The 20,057-nt window shown below is 70.8% G+C and carries 20 protein-coding genes; 12 read left to right on the forward strand and 8 right to left on the reverse strand.

Annotated elements, in window-relative coordinates; genetic code table 11:
* Positions 1-75 precede the first annotated feature (75 nt).
* Positions 76-2,172: an amino acid transporter gene (locus ABZ794_RS29460; RefSeq protein WP_357518599.1), complete on the forward strand. Its 2,097-nt coding sequence runs from the start codon at positions 76-78 to the stop codon at positions 2,170-2,172.
* 262 nt (positions 2,173-2,434) lie between these two features.
* The gene (locus tag ABZ794_RS29465; protein ID WP_357518601.1) at positions 2,435-3,796 is read left to right on the forward strand and encodes a hypothetical protein; all 1,362 of its coding nucleotides are present in this window, start codon (positions 2,435-2,437) and stop codon (positions 3,794-3,796) included.
* A 201-nt stretch (positions 3,797-3,997) separates the two neighbouring features.
* On the opposite strand, the gene ABZ794_RS29470 is transcribed toward ABZ794_RS29465, so the two are convergent.
* Both ABZ794_RS29470 and ABZ794_RS29475 read right to left on the reverse strand, forming a co-directional pair.
* A complete protein-coding gene (locus ABZ794_RS29470) occupies positions 3,998-4,957 on the reverse strand; it encodes a TIGR03557 family F420-dependent LLM class oxidoreductase (protein WP_210785767.1) in 960 nt (319 codons plus the stop codon).
* A gap of 162 nt (positions 4,958-5,119) precedes the next feature.
* A complete protein-coding gene (locus ABZ794_RS29475) occupies positions 5,120-6,001 on the reverse strand; it encodes an NAD(P)-binding domain-containing protein (protein WP_210785768.1) in 882 nt (293 codons plus the stop codon).
* A gap of 95 nt (positions 6,002-6,096) precedes the next feature.
* On the opposite strand from ABZ794_RS29475, the gene ABZ794_RS29480 reads away from it, so the two are divergent.
* Positions 6,097-6,462, forward strand: coding sequence for a helix-turn-helix domain-containing protein (locus ABZ794_RS29480; RefSeq protein WP_357518604.1), 366 nt, complete (start codon positions 6,097-6,099; stop codon positions 6,460-6,462).
* Positions 6,463-6,536: 74 nt separating this feature from the next.
* Here the strand turns inward: ABZ794_RS29480 and ABZ794_RS29485 are convergent, their stop codons facing one another.
* Positions 6,537-6,743 (reverse strand): hypothetical protein, encoded by a 207-nt coding sequence (locus ABZ794_RS29485; protein WP_007460667.1) that lies wholly within the window; start codon positions 6,741-6,743, stop codon positions 6,537-6,539.
* Positions 6,744-6,996: 253 nt separating this feature from the next.
* Here ABZ794_RS29485 and ABZ794_RS29490 point away from each other — a divergent pair, with 253 nt between their 5' ends.
* Both ABZ794_RS29490 and ABZ794_RS29495 read left to right on the forward strand, forming a co-directional pair.
* A complete protein-coding gene (locus ABZ794_RS29490) occupies positions 6,997-7,824 on the forward strand; it encodes a hypothetical protein (RefSeq protein WP_210785770.1) in 828 nt (275 codons plus the stop codon).
* Positions 7,821-8,579, forward strand: coding sequence for an Asp/Glu racemase (locus ABZ794_RS29495; RefSeq protein ID WP_357518607.1), 759 nt, complete (start codon positions 7,821-7,823; stop codon positions 8,577-8,579). The genes ABZ794_RS29490 and ABZ794_RS29495 overlap by 4 nt, the downstream gene beginning before the upstream one ends.
* A gap of 14 nt (positions 8,580-8,593) precedes the next feature.
* Here ABZ794_RS29495 and ABZ794_RS29500 read toward each other — a convergent pair whose 3' ends face one another.
* The 3 genes from ABZ794_RS29500 to ABZ794_RS29510 all read right to left on the reverse strand — a co-directional run bounded on the left by ABZ794_RS29500 (position 8,594) and on the right by ABZ794_RS29510 (position 11,148).
* Positions 8,594-9,802 (reverse strand): low temperature requirement protein A, encoded by a 1,209-nt coding sequence (locus ABZ794_RS29500; protein WP_357518608.1) that lies wholly within the window; start codon positions 9,800-9,802, stop codon positions 8,594-8,596.
* Positions 9,803-9,929: 127 nt separating this feature from the next.
* Positions 9,930-10,886 (reverse strand): 5'-3' exonuclease, encoded by a 957-nt coding sequence (locus tag ABZ794_RS29505; protein ID WP_210785773.1) that lies wholly within the window; start codon positions 10,884-10,886, stop codon positions 9,930-9,932.
* Positions 10,887-10,944: 58 nt separating this feature from the next.
* Entirely contained in the window at positions 10,945-11,148 is a 204-nt protein-coding gene (locus ABZ794_RS29510; RefSeq protein WP_357518611.1) for a hypothetical protein, read from the reverse strand.
* Positions 11,149-11,704: 556 nt separating this feature from the next.
* Here ABZ794_RS29510 and ABZ794_RS29515 point away from each other — a divergent pair.
* On the forward strand, positions 11,705-12,199 hold the full coding sequence (locus tag ABZ794_RS29515; RefSeq protein ID WP_357518613.1) for a CAP family protein: 495 nt from the start codon (positions 11,705-11,707) through the stop codon (positions 12,197-12,199).
* A gap of 202 nt (positions 12,200-12,401) precedes the next feature.
* Complete coding sequence (locus ABZ794_RS29520) at positions 12,402-13,289, forward strand: winged helix-turn-helix transcriptional regulator (protein WP_357518615.1); 888 nt, start codon at positions 12,402-12,404, stop codon at positions 13,287-13,289.
* 64 nt (positions 13,290-13,353) lie between these two features.
* Here ABZ794_RS29520 and ABZ794_RS29525 read toward each other — a convergent pair whose 3' ends face one another.
* Positions 13,354-14,721, reverse strand: coding sequence for a glycosyl hydrolase family 18 protein (locus tag ABZ794_RS29525; protein WP_357518617.1), 1,368 nt, complete (start codon positions 14,719-14,721; stop codon positions 13,354-13,356).
* A gap of 202 nt (positions 14,722-14,923) precedes the next feature.
* Between ABZ794_RS29525 and ABZ794_RS29530 the strand changes: the two genes are divergently transcribed.
* The 3 genes from ABZ794_RS29530 to ABZ794_RS29540 all read left to right on the forward strand — a co-directional run bounded on the left by ABZ794_RS29530 (position 14,924) and on the right by ABZ794_RS29540 (position 17,792).
* Positions 14,924-16,039, forward strand: coding sequence for a Xaa-Pro peptidase family protein (locus tag ABZ794_RS29530; RefSeq protein ID WP_210785776.1), 1,116 nt, complete (start codon positions 14,924-14,926; stop codon positions 16,037-16,039).
* On the forward strand, positions 16,036-17,178 hold the full coding sequence (locus ABZ794_RS29535) for an acyl-CoA dehydrogenase family protein (RefSeq protein ID WP_210785777.1): 1,143 nt from the start codon (positions 16,036-16,038) through the stop codon (positions 17,176-17,178). The genes ABZ794_RS29530 and ABZ794_RS29535 overlap by 4 nt, the downstream gene beginning before the upstream one ends.
* A gap of 107 nt (positions 17,179-17,285) precedes the next feature.
* Positions 17,286-17,792 carry an Lrp/AsnC family transcriptional regulator gene (locus ABZ794_RS29540; protein ID WP_091398289.1) on the forward strand — a complete coding sequence of 169 codons (507 nt, stop codon included), beginning with the start codon at positions 17,286-17,288 and terminating at the stop codon, positions 17,790-17,792.
* Here ABZ794_RS29540 and ABZ794_RS29545 read toward each other — a convergent pair.
* On the reverse strand, positions 17,722-18,333 hold the full coding sequence (locus tag ABZ794_RS29545; RefSeq protein WP_210785778.1) for a histidine phosphatase family protein: 612 nt from the start codon (positions 18,331-18,333) through the stop codon (positions 17,722-17,724). The genes ABZ794_RS29540 and ABZ794_RS29545 overlap by 71 nt on opposite strands.
* Before the next feature lie 157 nt (positions 18,334-18,490).
* Between ABZ794_RS29545 and ABZ794_RS29550 the strand changes: the two genes are divergently transcribed.
* Together ABZ794_RS29550 and ABZ794_RS29555 are read left to right on the forward strand one after the other, a co-directional pair.
* Positions 18,491-18,685, forward strand: coding sequence for a CsbD family protein (locus ABZ794_RS29550; RefSeq protein ID WP_088989634.1), 195 nt, complete (start codon positions 18,491-18,493; stop codon positions 18,683-18,685).
* 598 nt (positions 18,686-19,283) lie between these two features.
* Entirely contained in the window at positions 19,284-19,943 is a 660-nt protein-coding gene (locus tag ABZ794_RS29555; RefSeq protein ID WP_210785779.1) for a polysaccharide deacetylase family protein, read from the forward strand.
* Positions 19,944-20,057: the final 114 nt, after the last annotated feature.

Raw genomic sequence — 20,057 nt, forward strand, 5'->3', positions numbered from 1 at the left:
GGTGCCCGGTTCCGCCGGTCGGGCGCCGGGTCACCGCCTACCGTCAGATCAGGACCTGTGAGGGTGGGACTGGCGATGGCTGACGAGCACCGGGCGAAACCAGGGCGCTGGAGCGGGCGCCGCCACGCGCCGAGCGGCCCGGACCCGGCGCTGCGGGCGGCCCGCGATCCGGCCCGCCCACACCGGGGCGGCCGGCACGGCGTCGTGGTGCCCGAACGTGTGGCCACCGCGGCCCGCTCGGCGCCGCCGGCCAGCCCGTTGCGCCGGTGGCTCTTCCAGCACCAGGTGCAGCCGCCCGGCCCCGAGGCGACCGAGGGGCAGAACCGTCGGCACGCCTGGTGGCAGGTGATGTGCCTGACCGGCGTGGACTACTTCTCCACGCTGTCGTACCTGCCGGGAATCGCGGCGGTGGCGGCCGGGGCGCTTTCCCCGCTGGCGACCCTGTTGATCGTCGTGCTCACCCTGTTCGGCATGCTGCCGATGTACCGGCGGGTGGCCCACGAGAGCCCGCACGGTCAGGGTTCGGTGGCGATGTTGGAGCGGTTGTTGCCGTTCTGGCGGGGCAAGATTTTCGTCCTCGTGCTGCTCGGCTTCGTGGCCACCTCCTGGATCATCACGATCACCCTCTCCTCGGCCGACGCCACAGTGCACCTGCTGGAGAACCCGTACCTGCCGGACGTCCTGCACGGGTCCGTGGTGCCGGTCGTGGTGACGGTGGTGCTGCTGCTCATCCTCGGCGGGGTGTTCCTGCTCGGGTTCCGCGAGGCGGTGGTGGTGGCCATCCCGCTGGTCGCGGTCTTCCTTGTGCTCAACGCGGTGATCGTCGTGGTCGCAGTGGCCCGGATCGTCGAGGACCCGGGCATCGTGTCGAACTGGACGGCCGCGGTGACCTCGACCGGTGGCGGCCCGGGCGGGGTGCTGGTCACCGCCGTGTTGGCGTTCCCGCTGCTGGTGCTGGGGCTGTCGGGTTTCGAGACCGGGGTCAGCATGATGCCCCTGGTTTCGGCCGACGGAGCGGACAAGCAGGCCCGGCTCGCCGCCCGGATCCGCAACACTCGTCGGCTGCTCACCACCGCCGCGTTGATCATGTCGGTGTACCTGATCTCGACGACCTTCGTGACCACGGCGCTCATTCCGGCGGAGGAGTTCCGGCCGGGCGGCGGCGCGAACGGGCGGGCGCTGGCGTTCCTGGCGCACACCTACCTGGGGGAGGTGTTCGGCAGCGTCTACGACGTGAGCAGCGTGCTCATCCTCTGGTTCGCCGGCGCCTCGGCGATGGCCGGGCTGATCAACATCGTGCCGCGCTACCTGCCGTCGTACGGCATGGCGCCCGAGTGGGCGCGGGCGGTACGCCCCGTGGTGATCGTCTACACCGTCGTCAGCGTCGCCATCACGATCGCCTTTCGCGCCGACGTCAACGCCCAGGCCGGGGCGTACGCCACCGGGATCCTGGCCATGATGGTCTCCGGCGCGGTGGCGGTGACGATCTCCGCGGCCCGTAATCACCGGCGTGGCTCCGCGATCGGCTTCACAGTGCTGACCCTGGTGCTGCTGTACGCGCTGCTGGAGAACGTCATCGAACAGCCGGACGGCATCACGATCTCCGCGCTGTTCATCCTCGGCATCATCGTGGTCTCGTTGGTCTCCCGGGTCACCCGGACCACCGAGCTGCGCGCCGAGCGGATCGAGTTCGACGAGGCGGCCCGTCGGTTCATCACCGAGTCGCTGGCGCACGACGGGCAGCTGCACCTGATCGCGAACAAGCGGCAGAAGGGGTCGGTGAAGGAGTACACGATCAAGGAGCGTGCGCAGCGCGGGATGAATCCGGTGCCCGGGGCCGCGGACGTGCTGTTCCTGGAGATCGACGTGGTCGATCCGTCGGAGTTCAGTCAGGTGTTGCGCGTGCACGGGATCGAGGTGGGCGGCTTCCGGGTGCTGCGGGCCAACAGCCCAGCCGCGCCGAACGCGATCGCCGCGATCCTGCTGGCCCTGCGGGACGCCACCGGCGTCCGGCCGCACGCGCACTTCGAGTGGTCGGAGGGCAGCCCGATCGCGCACCTGGCGCGCTACCTCATCCTGGGCCGGGGGGACACCCCGCCGGTCGTGCGGGAGATCATCCGCCGGACCGAACGGGACCCGCTGCGTCGACCCGGCATCCACGTCGGCGGGTGAGTTCGGCGCCGACGTGGCCGCCATTGGGCCGGCCCCTGGCACTGGAGCGGCCCCGAGCCGGTGTTTTCGGAGGGATTCGGCCCTGCTGTTCCGGTCGAGTGCCGGACGGGGCACCCAAGCGAAATCGCAAGCTTATTCACGTTCGCCTGCCTTGTCACATTTGACCGTCGTATCGTCATTTCGGTGGCGGTAGGGACGTTAGCCACCCCGCGCCTGTTTTGGGGGCGGCCGTGTTCAGATGCACGAGGGGCAGGGAAGTTCTATGTTCACGTACCGAGCGAGTCGACGCCCAGCGCGGCCCAGGCGGCGGTCCCGGTGGTTCTTAACCGGTGGTCTGGTGGCTGGCGGCATAGTGGTGGCGACGACGGGTCTGAGCGGGGTGGCGGCTGCGGCAGCCGACCGGGTGACGGTGCCCTGCGACTCCGACCGACTCATCGCGGCGCTCGTCCGTGCCAACGCCGAGGGTGGCGGCGAGCTTCGCCTGGCGCGCAAGTGCATCTACACCCTCACCGAGGCTTTCCAGCAACCCGACGATTACGACGGCGGCATCCGGGACGCCCGCGAGGCTGCCGACACCGCCGAGAACCCCGGGGACGCCGAGACGCCCCCGCGCGATCCGAAGGACGACAAGGCCGGTCTGCCTGTCATCTACCACGCCATCACCATCCGGGGGGAGGGCGCCACCATCCGGCGCGACCCGGACGCCGAGGAGTTCCGGTTCTTCACCGTCCGCGATGGTGGTGAGTTGGACCTGAGTGACGTCGTCCTCAAGAACGGCCGGTCGGCAGCCGAGGGGGGCAGCATCCACGTGGTCCATGGAGCCGCCGCCGCCGTGCGGCGCACGACGATCATCGGAAGCACCTCCCGCTCCGCCGAGGGAGGCGGTGGCGCGGTCTTCAACGACGGCAACATGGTGATCAGCGACAGCACCTTCGTCGGCAACCGCGCCATCGGCAAGGAGGGCAAGGGCGGAGGGCTGCTCAACGGTGGCGTGCTCACCCTGGACAAGTCGAAGTTCTTCGAGAACACCGCCGCCAGCTATGGCGGTGGGCTCGGCAACTACCGGGGAGCGGCCGAGGTCCACCGGAGCACGTTCGCCGACAACAAGGCGGCGCAGGGCGGGGGCTTCGCCAGTTTCTCGGCGCGCAGCAAGGTCTCGGACGTCCGGGTGATCGGCAACACCGCCGAGGTCGGCGGGGGCATCGCGAACTCGGACGCGGTGCTCTACCTGCGGGGCATGACGATCCGTGACAACACCGCCACGGTCAAGGGCGGCGGCATCTCCACCTTCCAGGGCCTGCTTCCGCTGGACGAGAGCACCATCACGGACAACATGTCCGAAGGCGACGGTGGTGGGATCTACTCGGAGAAGTCCAACCTGCTGGTGCGCCGTAGCGACGTCAGCCGCAACGACGCCGACAAGAAGGCGGGCGGCATCTTCGTCACCATGGGCCAGATTTCGCTGTTCAAGAGCCGAGTGGCCGACAATGTCTCCGACGTTCGGCCGGGCGGCCTCTTCGTGGACAAAGCCCAGGCCAAGGTCGATGACGAGACCGAGATCAGCGGCAACGAGCCCAGCAACTGCCTGGACAGCACGGCGCCGGTTCCCAACTGTTTCCGCTGACCATCAGTGGGGTGGCCCGCCGGGTGGCGGACACCGGTCCAAAACGCACCCGACCCGCAGGAGCGATCGACCGATCGCCGGTGGGCCGGGTGCGCCGGCTGTACCCCTGGCGTAGCTGATGGTCATGCGGGCGACACCTCCGGCGGCGAATGCTCCGAACCAGCCTCCTGGCCTGCCGTCGGCGAGCGGATGGGTGCGCCCTCAGCCCATCGCGCGCAGACGGCCGGAGAGGTCGCCGGCGAAGAAGTCGAGGAAGCCGTCCGGGTCGGGGCCGGCGTTCTGCAGGACGATGTGGTCGAAGCCGGCCTCGACGTACGACCGGACCTTCGCGACGTGCGGTTCCGGGTCCGGGCCGATGGCGAAGAGCTGCCGGATGTGCTTCTCCTCGACGTACGCGCTGGCCGCGTCGAAGTTGACCGGGTTCGGCAGTTCGCTCATCACCTTCCAGCCGGTGACCATCCATCGGCTCGTCTGCAACACCGCCTGCACCGCCTGTTGCTCGTCGGTGGCCCAGGCCAGTGGCACCTCGGCGTAGCGCGGGCCCGAACCCTGGGCGCGGCGGTAGTGCTCGACGATCGACGCGTCCGGCTCGGTGGCGAACAGGCCGTCGCCCAACTCGGCGGCGAGCCGCGCCGACACCTCACCGCTGGCCGCCACCGCGATCACGGGCAGGGTGTCCGGCAGATCGAAGATCCGGGCGTCCTCCAGTTGCAGGTGCCGGCCCTCGTATGACTGGTAGCCGCCCTGCCAGAGCAGTCGGATGATCTCCAGTGCCTCGCGTAGTCGCTCGTGTCGCCCTCGCACGCTGGGGAAGCCCTGCCCGACCACGTGCTCGTTGAGCCGCTCTCCAGCGCCCACCCCGAGGGTGAACCGGCCGTCGGAGATCAGCGCCATTGTCGCAGCGGCCTGCGCGATGATCGCCGGGTGGTATCGGACGGTCGGGCAGGTGACCCCGGTGGCCAGGCGCAGGGTGCTGGTCCTGGCCGCGATGGCGCCGAGCACGCTCCAGGTGAAGGACGAGTGCCCCTGAGCGTCGAGCCACGGGTGGAAGTGGTCGCTCATCTCGACGAAGTCGAAGCCGGCCCGCTCGGCCCGCTCGGCCTGCCGGATGATCTCCTGCGGGCCGTATCCCTCCGCGGCCAGCTTGTAGCCGATCTGCATGCCCACACTCCCGATCCCGTTCGCCGACTGAGGCATCGGCGGTTCCCGGTCTCGGCGCGGACAAACGCCGGCGAGCTGCAAACCAGCCTCCTAGGATGCCCTAGCCGGTGTGCGGTGGGCGACGTCAGGCACCAAGGAACCGCCTCCAGCCACCGGACATCGTCACCGCACCAGCAGATCGATCACGCCAGTCAGGTCCTCCTCGCCACCGCCCTCCGCCAGGCGGCGGCGCATCAGGTCGAAGTAGGGAAGGAGCAGTTCGGGGCTGACGCCCTGCTGCTCGGCGGTGCGCAGAAAGGTCGAGGTGCCGGCCACCTGCATGGCGAGAGGGGAGACGACCCCAGTGGTGTAGTCCCCGCCGCGCAGCTGGTCGGCGGTCTGGTGCACCGCCGGGACCATCGCGACGAGCCAGTCGGCGAGCAGTGGCGCGAACGCCGCCGGGTCGATGTCCTCCCGACGGATCAGGGCGAAGGCGTGCGCGGCCCCGGCGAACATTCCGTACATGGCGCTGAGCAGAGCCACGTCGTGCAGGGCCGCGAAGCCGGCGTCCTCGCCGACGTAGGTGGTGCCGACCGGGACGCCCAGCGTCTCCCGGTGCCGTTCGAACAGCGCTCGCGAGCCGCTGTAGAAGGCGTAGCCGCCGGCCTCCGGGACGCCGACCATCGGCGGGACAGCCATGATTCCACCGTCCAGGTAGCGCGCGCCGCGGCTGCGGGCCCAGGCCGCGCGGGCGCGGGCCTGGGCAGGGGTGCTGGTGGTCAGGTTGACCAGGTCCCGGCCGACCAGGTCCACGCCAGCCAGCACCTCGTCGACCGAGCTGTCGTCCAACAGGCAGACGACCACCAGGGTGCTCGCCGCGACCGCCTGAGCGGCGCTGCCCGCGATCCTTGCCCCGTCGGGCGCGAGCGCTGCGGCGCGGGCCGGGGTGCGGTTCCAGACGGTGAGCGGGTAGCCGGCGGCAAGCCAGGCGTGGGCCAGCGCGGTACCCATCGCACCGAGTCCCAGCATCGTGACGGAGGGCTTCTCCACAGTGTTCGGTTCCATGCCGATTAGGCTGGTCATCGGTCCCCAGATGATCAAGTACGCACTTCGGAGTGCGTGGTTACCCGGGGGTGAGCGAGCACGTCGGAGGGGTGGGTATGGCGACGGTGAACCGGCCGGGCACCGCGGACGGACACACCTGCGGTATCGACACCGCGATGGAGGTGATCGGCGGCAAGTGGAAGGTGCTGATCCTCTGGGCGCTCCACGAGCACCCCCTGCGTCGCTTCGGCGAGCTGCGTCGACTGCTTCCGGGGATCACCGAGAAGGTGCTGGCCTCCCACCTACGGGAGATGGAGGCGGACGGCGTGGTGCACCGCGTCTCCTACGACGAGGTGCCGCCCCGCGTCGAGTACTCGTTGACCGAGGACGGCACGCGCCTCAACGAGGCCCTGGAGCCACTGGCCGCCTGGGGACGCGACCGGTCGACCGGTCGACGGTCGGGGGAGGAGACGGCCCAGTGATCCTGGCGACCTCGTCGAAACCGCGCCGGCCCGTGCCCCCGCAGTGGGGGCACGGGCCGGGGTACGTCTGTCGTCTACTTGGAAGGCTCGGGCAGCTTGCAGTCGACCTTCGGGTTGGCGCCGATGTAGTTCAACGGCCCGGCCACGATGGTGACCAGGATGGTGCCGGCCTCGGCGCAGTTGGTGTCATCGCCGCTGTAGTAACCGCGCTGGCCACCGGCGATGGCGCCGATCACCAACCAGATCACGACGATGACTCCGAGAATCGAGGTGCCGCGCATCGCTGCCTCCTGAGGTATGTGGTGGATCTGAGGTGCAGCCGTTGTACCCAATCGGGTCGCGCGGCTAACGGTTGCGTGCTACGGACCCCCGCCGGATCCCCCATCCGGCCGATGCCGTCCGTCGTTGTGTACCGCCCGGGTATCCGCCGCCCGCACCGGGTAGCGCCTGTCGGCTATCGGATCGGCGACCGACCTCGCCGTCATCCGGGTGAGGGGACGTAGAACTGCCTCACGGCCCCGCCGAGGAGGACTCATGGACGCCCCGACACCGCCCCTCTATATCGACCGCCCCGAGGACGTCGCGGTCGCGGCCCGCGCGCTTGCTGGCGGCGCGATCGTCGCGGCGGCGTTCGCCAACTTCTACGTCATCGTGACGCGTCCCGACGCGGCCACCGTACGCCGGGTCAACCTGGCCAAGGGCCGTCCGGTCCACCAGGTCGGCAGCATCACCACCGCGATCGGCCGGATCCCCGGGATGTTCGACTGGACGCGGATCTCGCCGCGGTTGCCTGTCGGTCGGGTGCGGGCGCTGATGGACGCCCTCTACGGGGCCGGGCCGTTCGGCTTCCGCGGGCCCGCGGCGGATCGGCTCCCCGAGCACCTCACCCAGATCGACCAGGGGATGCGGACCACCCAGGTGATCGCACCAGGGCTGACCTGCCCGTCCAACGCCTTCTTCGAGCGGGCGCTCGCCGAGACCGGAACGGATCACCTCTACATCACCTCGGCGAACCGCTCCCGGCATCTCACCGGCGCGGCGGAGGAACCGGCGCACTGGAAGGCGGGCGCCCTCGCCGCCGACTTCGCCCACCTCGATGATCTGGTGGTGCTGGTCCACCGGGACGAGGCCGCGGCCCGCGCCGCGTACCCGGGCTACCTCACCACCTCGGTCACGCTGCTCTCGTTCCACGCGCCGGAGGGTGACCTCGAAGAACCGCCGGTGCTCACCGTGGACCGGCACGGATCGCTGCACCTGGACGACGTCCGCCGCGCCGCCGCGCCGCTCGGCCTACAGGTACGCCTGGCCGGAGGTGCCCGGGAACGACTGCGGGTCCGGGGGTACGCCGGGGCACTGGTGTGAGCGGCTACCGCATCGGCCTGGTGGTGCCCAGTTCCAACACCACGATGGAAACCGAGATCCCGGCGATGCTGCGCCGACGCGAGGTCGTCGATCCGACGGTCCGCTTCACCACCCACGCCAGTCGGGTACGGCTGCGTCAGGTGACGGCCGACGAGTTGGCCCGGATGAACCGCTCCGCCCTGCGCTGCGCCGCCGAGCTGGCCGATGCCCGCTGCGATGTGCTCGCGTACGCCTGTCTGGTGGCGGTGATGTGCGAGGGCGCCGGCGCGCACGAGCGGGCCGAGCGGCGGTTGGGCCGCGCGGCCGTTCGCGCCGGGCACGACATGCCGGTGGTGACCAGTGCCGGCGCGCTGGTCGCCGGGCTGCGGGCGCTGGGTGCCCGCCGGGTGGCCCTGATCGCGCCGTACCTGCCGCCGTTGACAGCGACCGTCGCCGCCTACCTCGCCGCGTACGGCGTGCAGGTGACCGACTCGGTGAGCCTCTGCGAGCCGGACAACGTGGCGGTCGGGCGCATCCCCGCGGCGCGGCTGGTCGAGCTGGCCGGTCGTCTGGACGTGACCGGCGTGGACGCGGTGGTCCTCTCCGCCTGCGTGCAGCTGCCGTCGTTGGCGGCCGTGCCGCAGGTGGAGGCCCGTCTCGGGCGCCCGGTGCTCACCGCGGCGACGGCGACAGTGCATCAACTGCTCACCGGTCTGGGTGTCGAACCGTACGTGCCCGACGCGGGCCGGCTGCTGGCCGGCCCGATTCCGCGGTGAAGGGCGGGTTTGGTTCAGTGCGGCGGTGACGGGGCCTCCGGCGGCTTGCCGTGGCTACGCCGGAAGTCCGCGTAGGCCACGCCGACCAGGACCAGCAGCCCGCCGAGGGAGGCGAAGACCGGCGGCAGGTACACCAGGGCGGGGGCGATGGTCAGCAGCGCCAGCACCCCACCGGGTCGGGACCACGACACCCGGCTGAACACCTCGTACTCGAACGAGGCCCGGCCGGCCAGGAACAGCGCCGGGCCGCCGAGGATCACCGCCAGCCAGGCCGGCGGCGTCCGCCCGGTCGGCTCGTGCAGCACCAGGTGGAAGCCGGCCGCCGTCGTGACCACGCCGGCGATCATCAACAGGTGGGTGTACGGCGCGCTGAACAGGAACTTGCTGGGCGACTGGGCCGCCTGGATGGCGGTCGGCAGCAGCTCGCCGGACTTGTGCACGTAGATCCGCCAGAGCAGCAGCGTGGTCAGGAACGCCACCGCGAAGGCCCCGATGTTCTCGGCCTCGTTGTGTTTAATGCTGAACATGGTGCCGATCGTCAGGATGGCGTCGCCGAGCGCGATGATGAAGAACTGCTGGTAGCGCTCAGAGAGATGCTCCGCGGTGACGTTGCGCTGCTTCTCGGGCACCACCCCGAGCCCCGGCACCGGGTACGCGAGCCGGAAGCCGAGGTAGTCGATGGCGAGCGCGACGGCCCAGCACGCGATCCGGGCGTCCCCGCTGACGAACGCGCCGATGAGCCATGGAATCGCCGACACCGTGAACCAGACGAAGATGCGGGCCGCCCGACGCTGGGTCTGCGGTTCGCGGCGTACGGCCGGCATCAGGAACAGGCCACGCCCCAGGTGGATCGCCACGTAGGTGCCGGCGAAGACGAGCCCCCGATCGTTGAACGCCTCCGGGATCGCCGTGGTCATCAGCAGCGCGCCGAACATCACGGCGCTGATCAGCAGCTTGATCTCGGTGCGTTCCGGGTTGTACAGGTCGGTGACCAGCGTGGTGATCGCCCAGGTCCACCAGACGGCGGCCAGCATGATCAGTGCCTCGGCGGCACGGTGCCAGTCGAGCTGGTCGACCATTCCCCGTGAGATGAGCGCCAGTGCGACCACGTACACCAGGTCGAAGAAGAGTTCGAGGAGGGTGACCCGGCGTGGTGCCTCCGGGTCGCGCACCGGCGGACCGCTGGCCCGTGGCGATCCGGGCTCCGGCGCGGCGAGGTGCACGGGATACTCCTGCGGAACCGCTCGACTCGATGGACCTGTCCGGTCCACCTCTACGGACGGTAACGAGCGGGCGAGCGCCGGATCCGGCGTTCGCCCGCTCGTCCCCCGACCGGGTCGTGTCGGGTGGTTACCCCGCTTGCGGGGGTGTCGACGGCTTCGCGCCGCCGCGAGGGGCGGCGAGGGCGTCGACCAGGCGGCGGGCCGAGCCGGCCAGGTTCCATCGTTGGGCGAGCTCGAGCAGCCGGTCCGGGTCGGCCGGCGCGCTCGGCAGAGCGGTGGGCAGCTCCGGCAGTGGCACGTCCAGGGCGACCCGGACCACCGTCGGCGCGACGCCCAGGTAGTCGCGCGCCGCGACCAGCTTGGCGCGCAGGCCCGGTGCGAAGGACGAGTCGGAGTCGTCGAGCGCGGCCAGGATGCCGGCGATGCTGCCGTACCGCTCGATCAGCCGGGCGGCGGTCTTGTCGCCGACGCCGGCCACCCCGGGCAGCCCGTCGCTCGGGTCGCCGCGTAGCGCGGCGAAGTCGGCGTACCGGTCGGCGGGCACACCGTAGCGGGCCCGTACGGCGGCGTCGTCGCAGTCGTCGAGCTTGGCGACGCCGCGCCCGACGTAGAGCAGCCGGACCGGTCGCGCGTCGTCGACGAGTTGGAACAGGTCCCGGTCGCCGGAGACCACCTCGACCGGGCCGGGCTGGGTCACCGAGAGGGTGCCGAGCACGTCGTCCGCCTCGTAGCCGGTCGCGCCGACAGCGGTGATGCCCACCGCGGTCAGCACCTCCAGGATCATCGGCACCTGCGGGGAGAGGGTGTCCGGAACGATCTCGCCGCCCTGCGGGGCGACCCGGTGCGCCTTGTACGACGGCAGCAGGTCGACCCGCCACGCCGGGCGCCAGTCGTAGTCGAGTGCGCAGACCATCCGGTCGGCGCCCCGCACCCGGATCAGGGTGGCGAGCATGTCGAGGAAGCCGCGCACCGCGTTGACCGGGGTGCCGTCCTCGGCCTTGGCGGCGGACTCCGGTATGCCGAAGTAGGCCCGGAAGTAGAGGCTGGCTGCGTCGATCAGCAGGATCGGGGGTCGGTGTGCCACGCCGGACAGCCTGGCACAACCGTCCGACGATCTGGCGTACGCCCGGCCGCCGGTGGTGTCAGCGTCGTTCGTCGGGCCGGTAGACGGTCTCGCGTCGGGCCAGGCGCTGCACGACGTAGCTGGTCACCAGCAGCAGGATCGCGACCACCACCTCGACCCAGGCCGCGATGCCGTCGGCGACGGTGACGCCGATGACCAGCAGGACCAGGCCGACGAGTGCGAGGACCCCGGCCCACAGTTGCCGGCGACGGCGTGTTGCCACCCGATTCGCCTCGTTGCCTGCCACGTCGGTCCTCCCGGTCAGGTCGCCCGCGCGGGCGCCCCGATCCCAGGCTAGGGCCGCGAGGGTGCGCGGGACCGGAAAACGCAGGCGGAGCACCTGCCCGGCCGTGTGCCAGTCGTCGGTGACGAGCTGGGCAGCCGGGTGGCGAAGCGGCGTCGATGTCGTCAGCGAACGGAGCCGGTCGACGGCGGGGCGTGAAATCGCCGTTGTGACGGAGAAGAGGAATTCGCCTTCACGCCGCTGATGTCGTTCGGGTCTGAAACAGCGTGCCGCTGGCGGTGCGTCCAAGCCAAGATGCCCCGTCACCACCTGGGGTGGTGCGGCCAGGCCCGCTGCAGCATCTCCGCAACGGTTCGCCAGCGAGAGCCGGTGTTATCGCCTCTGTCATTAATCCATCACCTTCAGTGACGGCTCTTTGGTGTTTGCCGATGGAAGGCTGTCGATGGCCACTCGACTCGCTGTGCCAGCCGTCGAGGGCGAGCCGCCCGCCACGGGCAGATAGTCCGCCGTTCTTCTTCAGAAGAGGTGTCACATCATGCGAGATGGATTCGCGGATCGAACCAACGACGAGTTCCTGCAAGAGGTGCTGAGCAAGGTCAACGAACTGCGGGCGCGGCACGGATCGTCGCTGCTTACCCTCGACCTGGAGCTCGTGGAGTACTCGAAGTCGCGGGCGTCCTTCATGGCCGAGAAGGACAACCTCACCCACGAGGGTCTGCGATCGGGCACCGGTGAGAACGGGTCGTGGGCGGGCGCCTCGACTGGCCCGACGGCAGGCTCCGGGACCGCTGCCGTCGACTCCTGGTACAGCGAGATCAGCAACTACGACTTCGCCACGGGAAAGGCCATCGACTCCACGAAGGCCATCGGGCACTTCACCGCGCTGGTGTGGAAGAGCACCACGAAGCTGGGCGTGGGGCGGGTCGCCGGTCAGGGCACGAAATGGTGGGAGACCTACATCGTCGCCAACTTCTCGCCGCCCGGAAACATGGGAGGCCAGTACGTGATGAACGTGGCACCCGCGAGCTGACACGCCGACCCCTCGCGGCGGGGGTACCGGCGGCGACCGGTGCGCCCCCGGGCTGCCCCGGAACGCCATCAGGGCCGAGGCGACGGGCATGCCCGCCCTGGCCCGTTCGTCGACGTGCGTGTCGCCGTCCCCCTGTTCGTCAGGCCCGCGCGTTCCGAAATGGAACGGACTATAGTCGGAGCGGGAGCGATGGGGGTAGCGGGTGCGGCGAGAGGATCTTGTCGATGCGGACTGCGGCATTGCGCAGGCGCTCGGCGTACTGGGGGACTGGTGGACGTTCCTCATCGTGCGTGACGTCGCGGGCGGGACGACCCGCTTCGACGCGCTGCAACGCGAGCTGGGCGTCAGCCGGCGGGCGCTGACCGAGCGCCTCGCCGCCCTGGTCGAGCACGGTGTGCTGGAGCGCAGACCGTACTCGCGACACCCACCCCGGTACGACTATCTGCTCACCGCGAGGGGCGAGGGGCTGTTGCCGGTGCTGATCGCGCTGCAGGACTGGGGGACGAGGCATCTGATGGGCGACGGTGACGTGACCGCGACGGCCGGCGCGGGCTCGGCCGAGGCGCGCCGCGCGCAGGACCTGGTCGGCCGACGGTTGCCCGCTGTCGTCCTGCCCGCCGCCGACGGGCAACCGGTGGCGGTGGCCGCGACGGACGCGTGGACGGTCCTCTACCTGTTCCCCGGGGCGTACGCGCCGGGGACGCACGGCTATCCGCCCGGCTGGGCGGAGATTCCCGGCGCCCGTGGTTGCACCCTGGAGTCGACCACGTACGCCAAGCGTCATCCGGACTTCGTGAGAGCCGGTGTCCGGGTGTACGGCATCAGCACCCAGCGGCCCGACCAGCTCGCCGACTTCGCCGCGTACGCCGAACTGCCGTTTCCGCTGCTGTCGGATGAGGACGGTCGGCTGGGGGCGGGGTTGCTGCTGCCGGTGTTCCGCGCGGGCGGGATGACCCGGTTCAAGCGGCTGACCCTGCTGGTCGACCCGACGGCGGTGGTGCGGGCCGTGCAGTTCCCGGTCACCGACCCGGCCGGCTCGGTGCAGGAGATGCTCGCCCTGGTCGGTGAGCACGCAGGGACCCCCGGCTGACGCCTTTCGCGTCGACCGGGGGCACCTGCGAGCCAGCTGGTCCGGGGACCCTGCGGGCGGGGCGTCAGGCCGGGAGCGTCCAGCGCTGGTTGGCGCCGGCGAAGCAGTCCCAGATCTGCAACCGGGTGCCGTCGGCGGAGCTGTTGTCACTGGCGTCGAGGCACTTGTTCGACTGCGGGTTGCGCAGCGTGCCGTTGGACTGCGCCTGCCAGACCTGGGCGCCGCTGCCGTTGCAGTCCCAGAGTTGGACCTTCGCGCCGTTGGCGGTGGAGCCGCTGGTGATGTCGGCGCACTTGCCGAGGGCGCGCAGCGTGCTGTCACTGGCCACGGTCCAGGTCTGGGCGTTGGTGCCGTTGCAACCCCAGAGCTGGACGGCGGTGCCGTTTGCGGTGCTCGCGGAGGCCACGTCGACGCACTTGCCGGCGATCCCGGTGATCTGACCGGTGCGACCGGTCGGCGGCGGGGTGGTGCCGCCCATGATGGTGTCGTACATGGCGCTGAGCAGTGAGGTCGAGCCGCTGGTGTCCTGCGACAGCTCCCAGTTCATCACGCCGCCGGCGTTGGCCAGGGCCCACTGCGTCTTGCGCTTGACGGTCGGAATGCCGTTCCAGCACTGCTGGCTGCCGCCGATGGTGGCGCAGTCCCGGTTGGCGTTCGCCGGGTCGAGTCCGACCAGGTACGAGTAGTTGTAGTAGACGGGGCGGCTGTAGAACGGGATGCCGAGGACGGCCTTGCTGGCCGGCAGGCCGCGGGCTTTCCACAGGTTGATGCTGTTGATCGACCAGTCGTAGTTGGCGTGCGGGCTGCCGCCGTCGTACGCCATGATGTTGAGCCAGTCGACCTGGTTGAACACTGCCGTCTGGACGCCCTGGACGCTGCCGCCCTCGCTGACCACGGCGGCGGTGAGCAGCTTGCCGCGACTGTGCAGGGCGCTGCTGAGCTGCGTCATGAGGGTCGTGTAGTTGTTGGCCGAGGCGCCCGGGTCGGGGTACTCCCAGTCCATGTCGACGCCGTCGAGGTTGTACTGGTTGACGAAGTTGATCAGGTTGTTGACGAAGTTGGTGCGGCTGGTGGCGTTGGCGGCGAGCGTCTCGAAGGCCGAGTCGTTGCCGTCGTTCCAGCCGCCGACGGCGATGGAGACCTTGACGTTGTTGGCGTGCCCCTGCGAGACCAGCGAGGAGAGCCGGGCCCCGTCCACCCCTTGCAGAGTGCCGTTGCTGTTGGGCAGGACGAAGGCGTAGTTGATGTGGGTGAGCTTGTTGTACTGGATGGTGTTGATGTTGCCGGCCCAGGAGGGCATGTAGCCGACGCTCTTGAAGTTGTTCGGCAGCACCACGGCCTGCGCGGCGGTGGGAATGACGGTGAGGGTGGCGCCGGCCGTGGCGAGCGCGAGCAGGCCGGCGGCGAGGGCGCGGCGCAGTGGTGAGGACATCGGGGGCCTTCCCGTGGGCGGGGGACGACACCCGCCCGCGCAGGGTTGTCGCGGGCGGGGGGTGCGGGGACGCAGGGACGGGTGGGCCTCGAGGCAGCCAAATCTTAAAGAGTGTTAACTGTCCGCGTCAATCAACGTCGATGGATTTTCCGACGATCGGTGTCGATATGGGGTTTGCCCAAACGACCGTTAAGCTGACGGGGTGGGAATCGACGAGCTGTATCCGCCGGATCGGTTGATCGCCGCGCAGCGCGCGACGGCCGCCGCGGGCCTGGACGCCCTGCTGCTCACGCCCGGCTCCGACCTGCGGTATCTGACCGGGTACGACGCCCACGCGGGGGAGCGGCTGACCTGCCTGGTGCTGCCCGCCGAGGGCGAGGCGACCCTCGTCGTGCCCCGGCTCGAACGCCCGGCCGCCGAGGCGTCCCCCGCGCCGGCGACCGGGGTGCGCATCGTCGACCACGTCGACGGCACCGACCCGTACCCCCTGGTCGTCGCCGCCCTCGACGGCCCGGTCGCGGCGGTCGGGCTCGCCGACCGGATGTGGGCCGAGCAGGTCCTCGGCCTGCGCGCGGCGCTGCCCGACGCCGCGCAACGGCTCGCCGGGGAGGTACTGCGCGAGTTGCGGATCCGCAAGTCCCCGGCGGAGGTCGCGGCGCTCACCGAGGCCGGCGCGGCGATCGACGAGGTGCACCTGCGGATGGGCGAGTGGCTGCGCCCCGGTCGCACCGAGGCCGAGGTCGCCACCGACATCGCCGCGGCGATCCGCGCCGCCGGGCACGTCACCGTCGACTTCGTCATCGTGGCGGCCGGGCCCAACGGAGCCAGCCCGCACCACGGCACCTCCGACCGTCCGATCGGCCTCGGCGAGCCGGTGGTTGTCGACATCGGCGGCACCATGGCGTCGGGCTACCGCTCCGACTGCACCCGCACCTACCTGGCGGGCGGGTCGGCGCCGGCCGACTTCCTGGACTACTACGAGGTGCTGCGCGACGCCCAACGCGCCGCCGTCGAGGCGGTGCGCCCCGGGATCACCGCCGCGGCGGGCGACGCCGCTGCCCGAGCGCCGATCGCCGCCGCCGGCTACGGTCCCGCGTTCCTGCACCGCACCGGCCACGGCATCGGCCTGGACGGGCACGAGGAGCCCTACCTGGTGGCCGGCAACGACCGACCCCTCGACGCCGGCATGGCGTTCTCCATCGAACCGGGCATCTACCTGGCGGGCCGGCACGGCGCCCGCATCGAGGACATCGTCGTCTGCACGACGGACGGCGTGCAACGGCTCAACACCACCCCCACGGAGCTCATCGCGCTATGACTGTCGACCGGATCCTCCCCACCGACGAGGCCCACGACCTGCTGGGTCTCGCCACCGAGCTCGCCGACGGCGAGCTCGCGCCGAAGGCCGCGGCCTTCGAGGAACGCGCCGAGTTCCCCCGCGAGGTGCTGCGCACGCTGGGCCGCGCCGGCCTGCTCGGCCTGCCCTACCCCGAGGAGTACGGCGGCGCGGCGCAGCCGTACGAGGTGTACCTGCAGGTGCTGGAGATCCTGGCCAGCCGTTGGCTCGCTGTCGCCGAGGCGGTCAGCGTGCACACCCTGTCCTGCTACCCGGTGGCGGCGTTCGGCAGCGACGAGCAGCGCAAGCTTCTGCCGGACATGCTCGGTGGCGAGTTGCTGGGCGCGTACTGCCTCTCCGAGCCGCAGGGTGGCTCGGACGCGGCGGCGCTGACCACCCGGGCGGATCGCGACGGCGACGCGTACCTGGTCTCCGGCACCAAGGCGTGGATCACCCACGCCCGCACTGCCGACTTCTACAACGTCTTCTGCCGCACCGGCGGGCCCGGTCCGAAGGGGATCTCCTGCCTGCTCGCCGACGCGGGCACGGCCGGTATCACCCCGCAGGCGGCCGAGCGGACGATGGGGCTGCGCGCCTCCCCGGTGGCGCAGGTCGCCTTCGACGAGGCGCGGGTGCCGGCCGACCGGTTGATCGGCGGCGAGGGGATGGGCTTCACCATCGCGATGTCCGCGCTGGACTCCGGCCGGCTGGGCATCGCGGCGTGCGCGGTCGGGCTGGCCCAGGCCGCCCTGGACTACGCGGTCTCCTACGCCCGGGAGCGGCAGCAGTTCGGGCGCTCCATCATCGACTTCCAGGGGCTGGGGTTCCTCCTCGCCGACGCGGCCACCCAGATCTCCGCCGCTCGTGCGCTGACCCTGGCGGCGGCCCGGCTGCGCGACGCCGGACGCCCGTACGCCATCGAGGCGGCCAAGGCGAAGCTGTTCGCCACCGACATGGCGATGCGGGTGACCACCGACGCGGTGCAGGTGCTCGGCGGCGCGGGTTATGTGGCCGACCACCCGGTGGAGCGGTACATGCGTGAGGCGAAGGTGTTGCAGATCGTGGAGGGCACCAACCAGATCCAGCGGATGGTGATCTCGCGGGCGCTGGCCAAGGGCTGACGGCGGTACGTGGCGGTGGGGCTGCGGTGGGTGTGTCACGGCCCACCGCGGTCCGCCACTCGGGTACCTCGTCGCCGTGCGACGGTTTTCCCGGTAGGTTGCACGCCGTGGAGGAGATCGACCGCGCTATCGTCGCCGCGCTGACCGCCGACGGCCGTCTGTCGTACACCGACCTGGCCGAGCGGGTGGGGCTGTCGGTGTCCGCCGTGCACCAGCGGGTCCGTCGGCTGGAGCAGCGCGGGGTGATCAAGGGGTACGCCGCCCGGGTGTCGTTCGAGGCGCTGGACCTGCCGCTGACCGCGTTCGTGGCGATCCGGCCGTTCGATCCGTCGCAGCCGGACGACGCCCCGGAGCGGCTGGCCCACCTGCCGGAGATCGACTCCTGCTATTCGGTGGCGGGGGAGGACTTCTACCTGCTGCTGGTGCGGGTGGCCAGCCCCACCGACCTGGAGCGGGTGCTCCAGGAGATCCGTACCTCGGCGAACGTCACGACCCGGACGACTGTGGTGTTGTCCACGCCGTACGAGAACCGGCCGCCGAAGATCAGCTCTGCGGCACCGAGTCGGTCGCGGTCCCGGGCGCCGGAGGAGCCGGCTGGTTCCACCGCAGGATGACCTGCCGGCCGTGTTCGTGACCGAGCGCGCTGACCGTGGCGGTGTCCAGGCGTAAGCGCCCACCGGCGGACGGGGGCAGGCCGATCCAGCGGGCACCGAGCACCCGCAGGCTGTGCGCGTGCCCGACCAGTGCGACGGTGCCGCGGTCGAGCAGCGGGGTGACGCGGGCCAGCACCCGGTCGAGCCGTTCGCCCACCTGCGCGGGGGACTCCCCGCCGGGGCAGCCGTCGGTCCAGATGTTCCAGTGCGGATCGTCGTCGTGGATGTCGACGGTGGTGCGGCCCTCGTACTCGCCGTAGTTCCACTCGCTGAGGTCCTCGTCGACGGCGTCGACGGTGAGCCCGGCCAGCTGCGCGGTGCGCAGCGCCCGGGAGCGGGGGCTGGTCAGCACGGTGACGAAGCGCCGGCCGGCCAGGAACGCGGCCAGGGTGCGGGCCTGTCGCTCGCCGTCGGGGGTCAGCTCCAGGTCGGTGTACGAGGTGTGCCGCAGGCTGGCGCTCCAGGTGGTCTCGCCGTGCCGGATCAGCAGGAGCTCTCCCATGCGGTCAGTTAACCATCGCGAGGTGGTGCCGACAGGAGACCCTCCCACTACCCATCTTCCTAGGATGCTTTAGCGGGTGTGCCGACCGGCACTGCCGGTTTCGGCACCCGGAGACCGGGCAAGCGAGCCAGGACAACCGCCAGACCGAGGAGGCGCGATGAGCTTCACCGAGAAGGCAAAGAACAAGGTTGAGCAGATGGCCGGCGCCGCGAGGGAGCGCGTCGGCGACATGACCGACAACGAGCGGATGCGTGGCGAGGGCGCCAGCCAGCAGAGCGACGCGCGCGCCAAGCAGGCCGGTCAGAACGTTAAGGACGCTGGTCGAAACGTGAAGGACTCGTTCACGAAGTGACCTGAGCGGTCCACGGGTCCCCGGGCGCACCGTCGCCCGGGGACCCGTCGTGCTGCGTTCCCTGGTGCTGGCCGGACTGCGGTGGCGGCCTCGGCACCATCTCGGGCGGGAGAATCCTTGGTGAGCCATATACCTGGGAGTCATATTGATGCCTCTGAGGGATATCGCCGACCGGAGTGGCACCGCCCCGACGCTCCACGCGCGCAATGCCCGCGTCGCCGGGGGGCCACTGCCTCTCGGGGGCGAGGTGGGCGAGGTGCGTCCGCCGGCGTTCGAGACGGTCCGCGCGGGTCAGTGAGGCGCTTTCGCGTCTGCGATGATCTGCGGCGTGATCCGACCCCGCCTCCGCCCATTGTGGTGTGGCGTACTGGTTGCGGCGGCCGTTGTCGGCAGTGTCGCGTGCACGGCGTCCCGGGTGCCACCACCGGAGGGGCCGGTCTTCGTCGGCTCGTCCACGTCTGCGCCCGCGCCGCCGGCCGGCGCATCGCAGGCGGTTCCGACGCCAACGGCTCCCGCCACCCCACAGAGTGTCCCGACACCGACGGTTCCGGCTGTTCCGGCTTTCCCGGGCGCGACGCGGGTGGGGAGCAGGGCGCCGGTGGTGGATCACGGCCCGCGCACCGGTGCCAAGGTTGCGCTGACCTTCGACGCGGACATGACCGACGGGATGTTGGCCAGTCTGCGGGCCGGCCGGGTGAAGTCGTACGCGAACCTGCGCATTCTCGACCTGCTGGAGCGGGAGCAGGTGCCGGCGACGTTCTTCCTGACCGGCAAGTGGGTCAAGCGGTATCCGGACGTGACCCGGCGGATCGCCGGCAACCCGCGCTTCGAGTTGGCCAATCACACCTATGGGCACGCGGCGTTCACCGCCGACTGTTACGACCTGCCCCGGCTGCCGGTTGACGAGCTGGCCGGCGATGTGGCGAAGACGTTCGAGGTGATCGCGCCGTACGGGGGTCGGCAGACCCGGTACTTCCGGTTTCCGGGCTTGTGCCACGACGCGGCGGCGTTGGACGCGTTGGCACCGCTGGGTGTGACTGTGGTCGACGGGGACGTGGTCAGCGGCGATCCGTTCGCGACGGCGTGGAAGCCGTTGGTGCGGGCGGTGTTGGACCACGTTCGCCCCGGATCAGTCGTGATCATGCATGTGACCGAGGCGAACGCGGCGATGACCGATGAGGCGTTGCCGCACATCCTGGCCGGATTGCGGGAGCGGGGGCTGGTGCCGGCGCCGTTGTCCGAGGTGTTGACCGCCTGACGGCCCGTCGCGCCAGGTGCGGCACTGTGCACGCCAGGGGAGCGGCCGGGTTGAGGTAGGGGAAACGGGCTGGCGCGACCTGTCACGGTTGAGGTCCCACCGGACATGGAGTGA

This window comes from Micromonospora sp. NPDC047187 (assembly GCF_040643355.1).
Classification (GTDB): Bacteria; Actinomycetota; Actinomycetes; order Mycobacteriales; family Micromonosporaceae; genus Micromonospora; species Micromonospora salmantinae.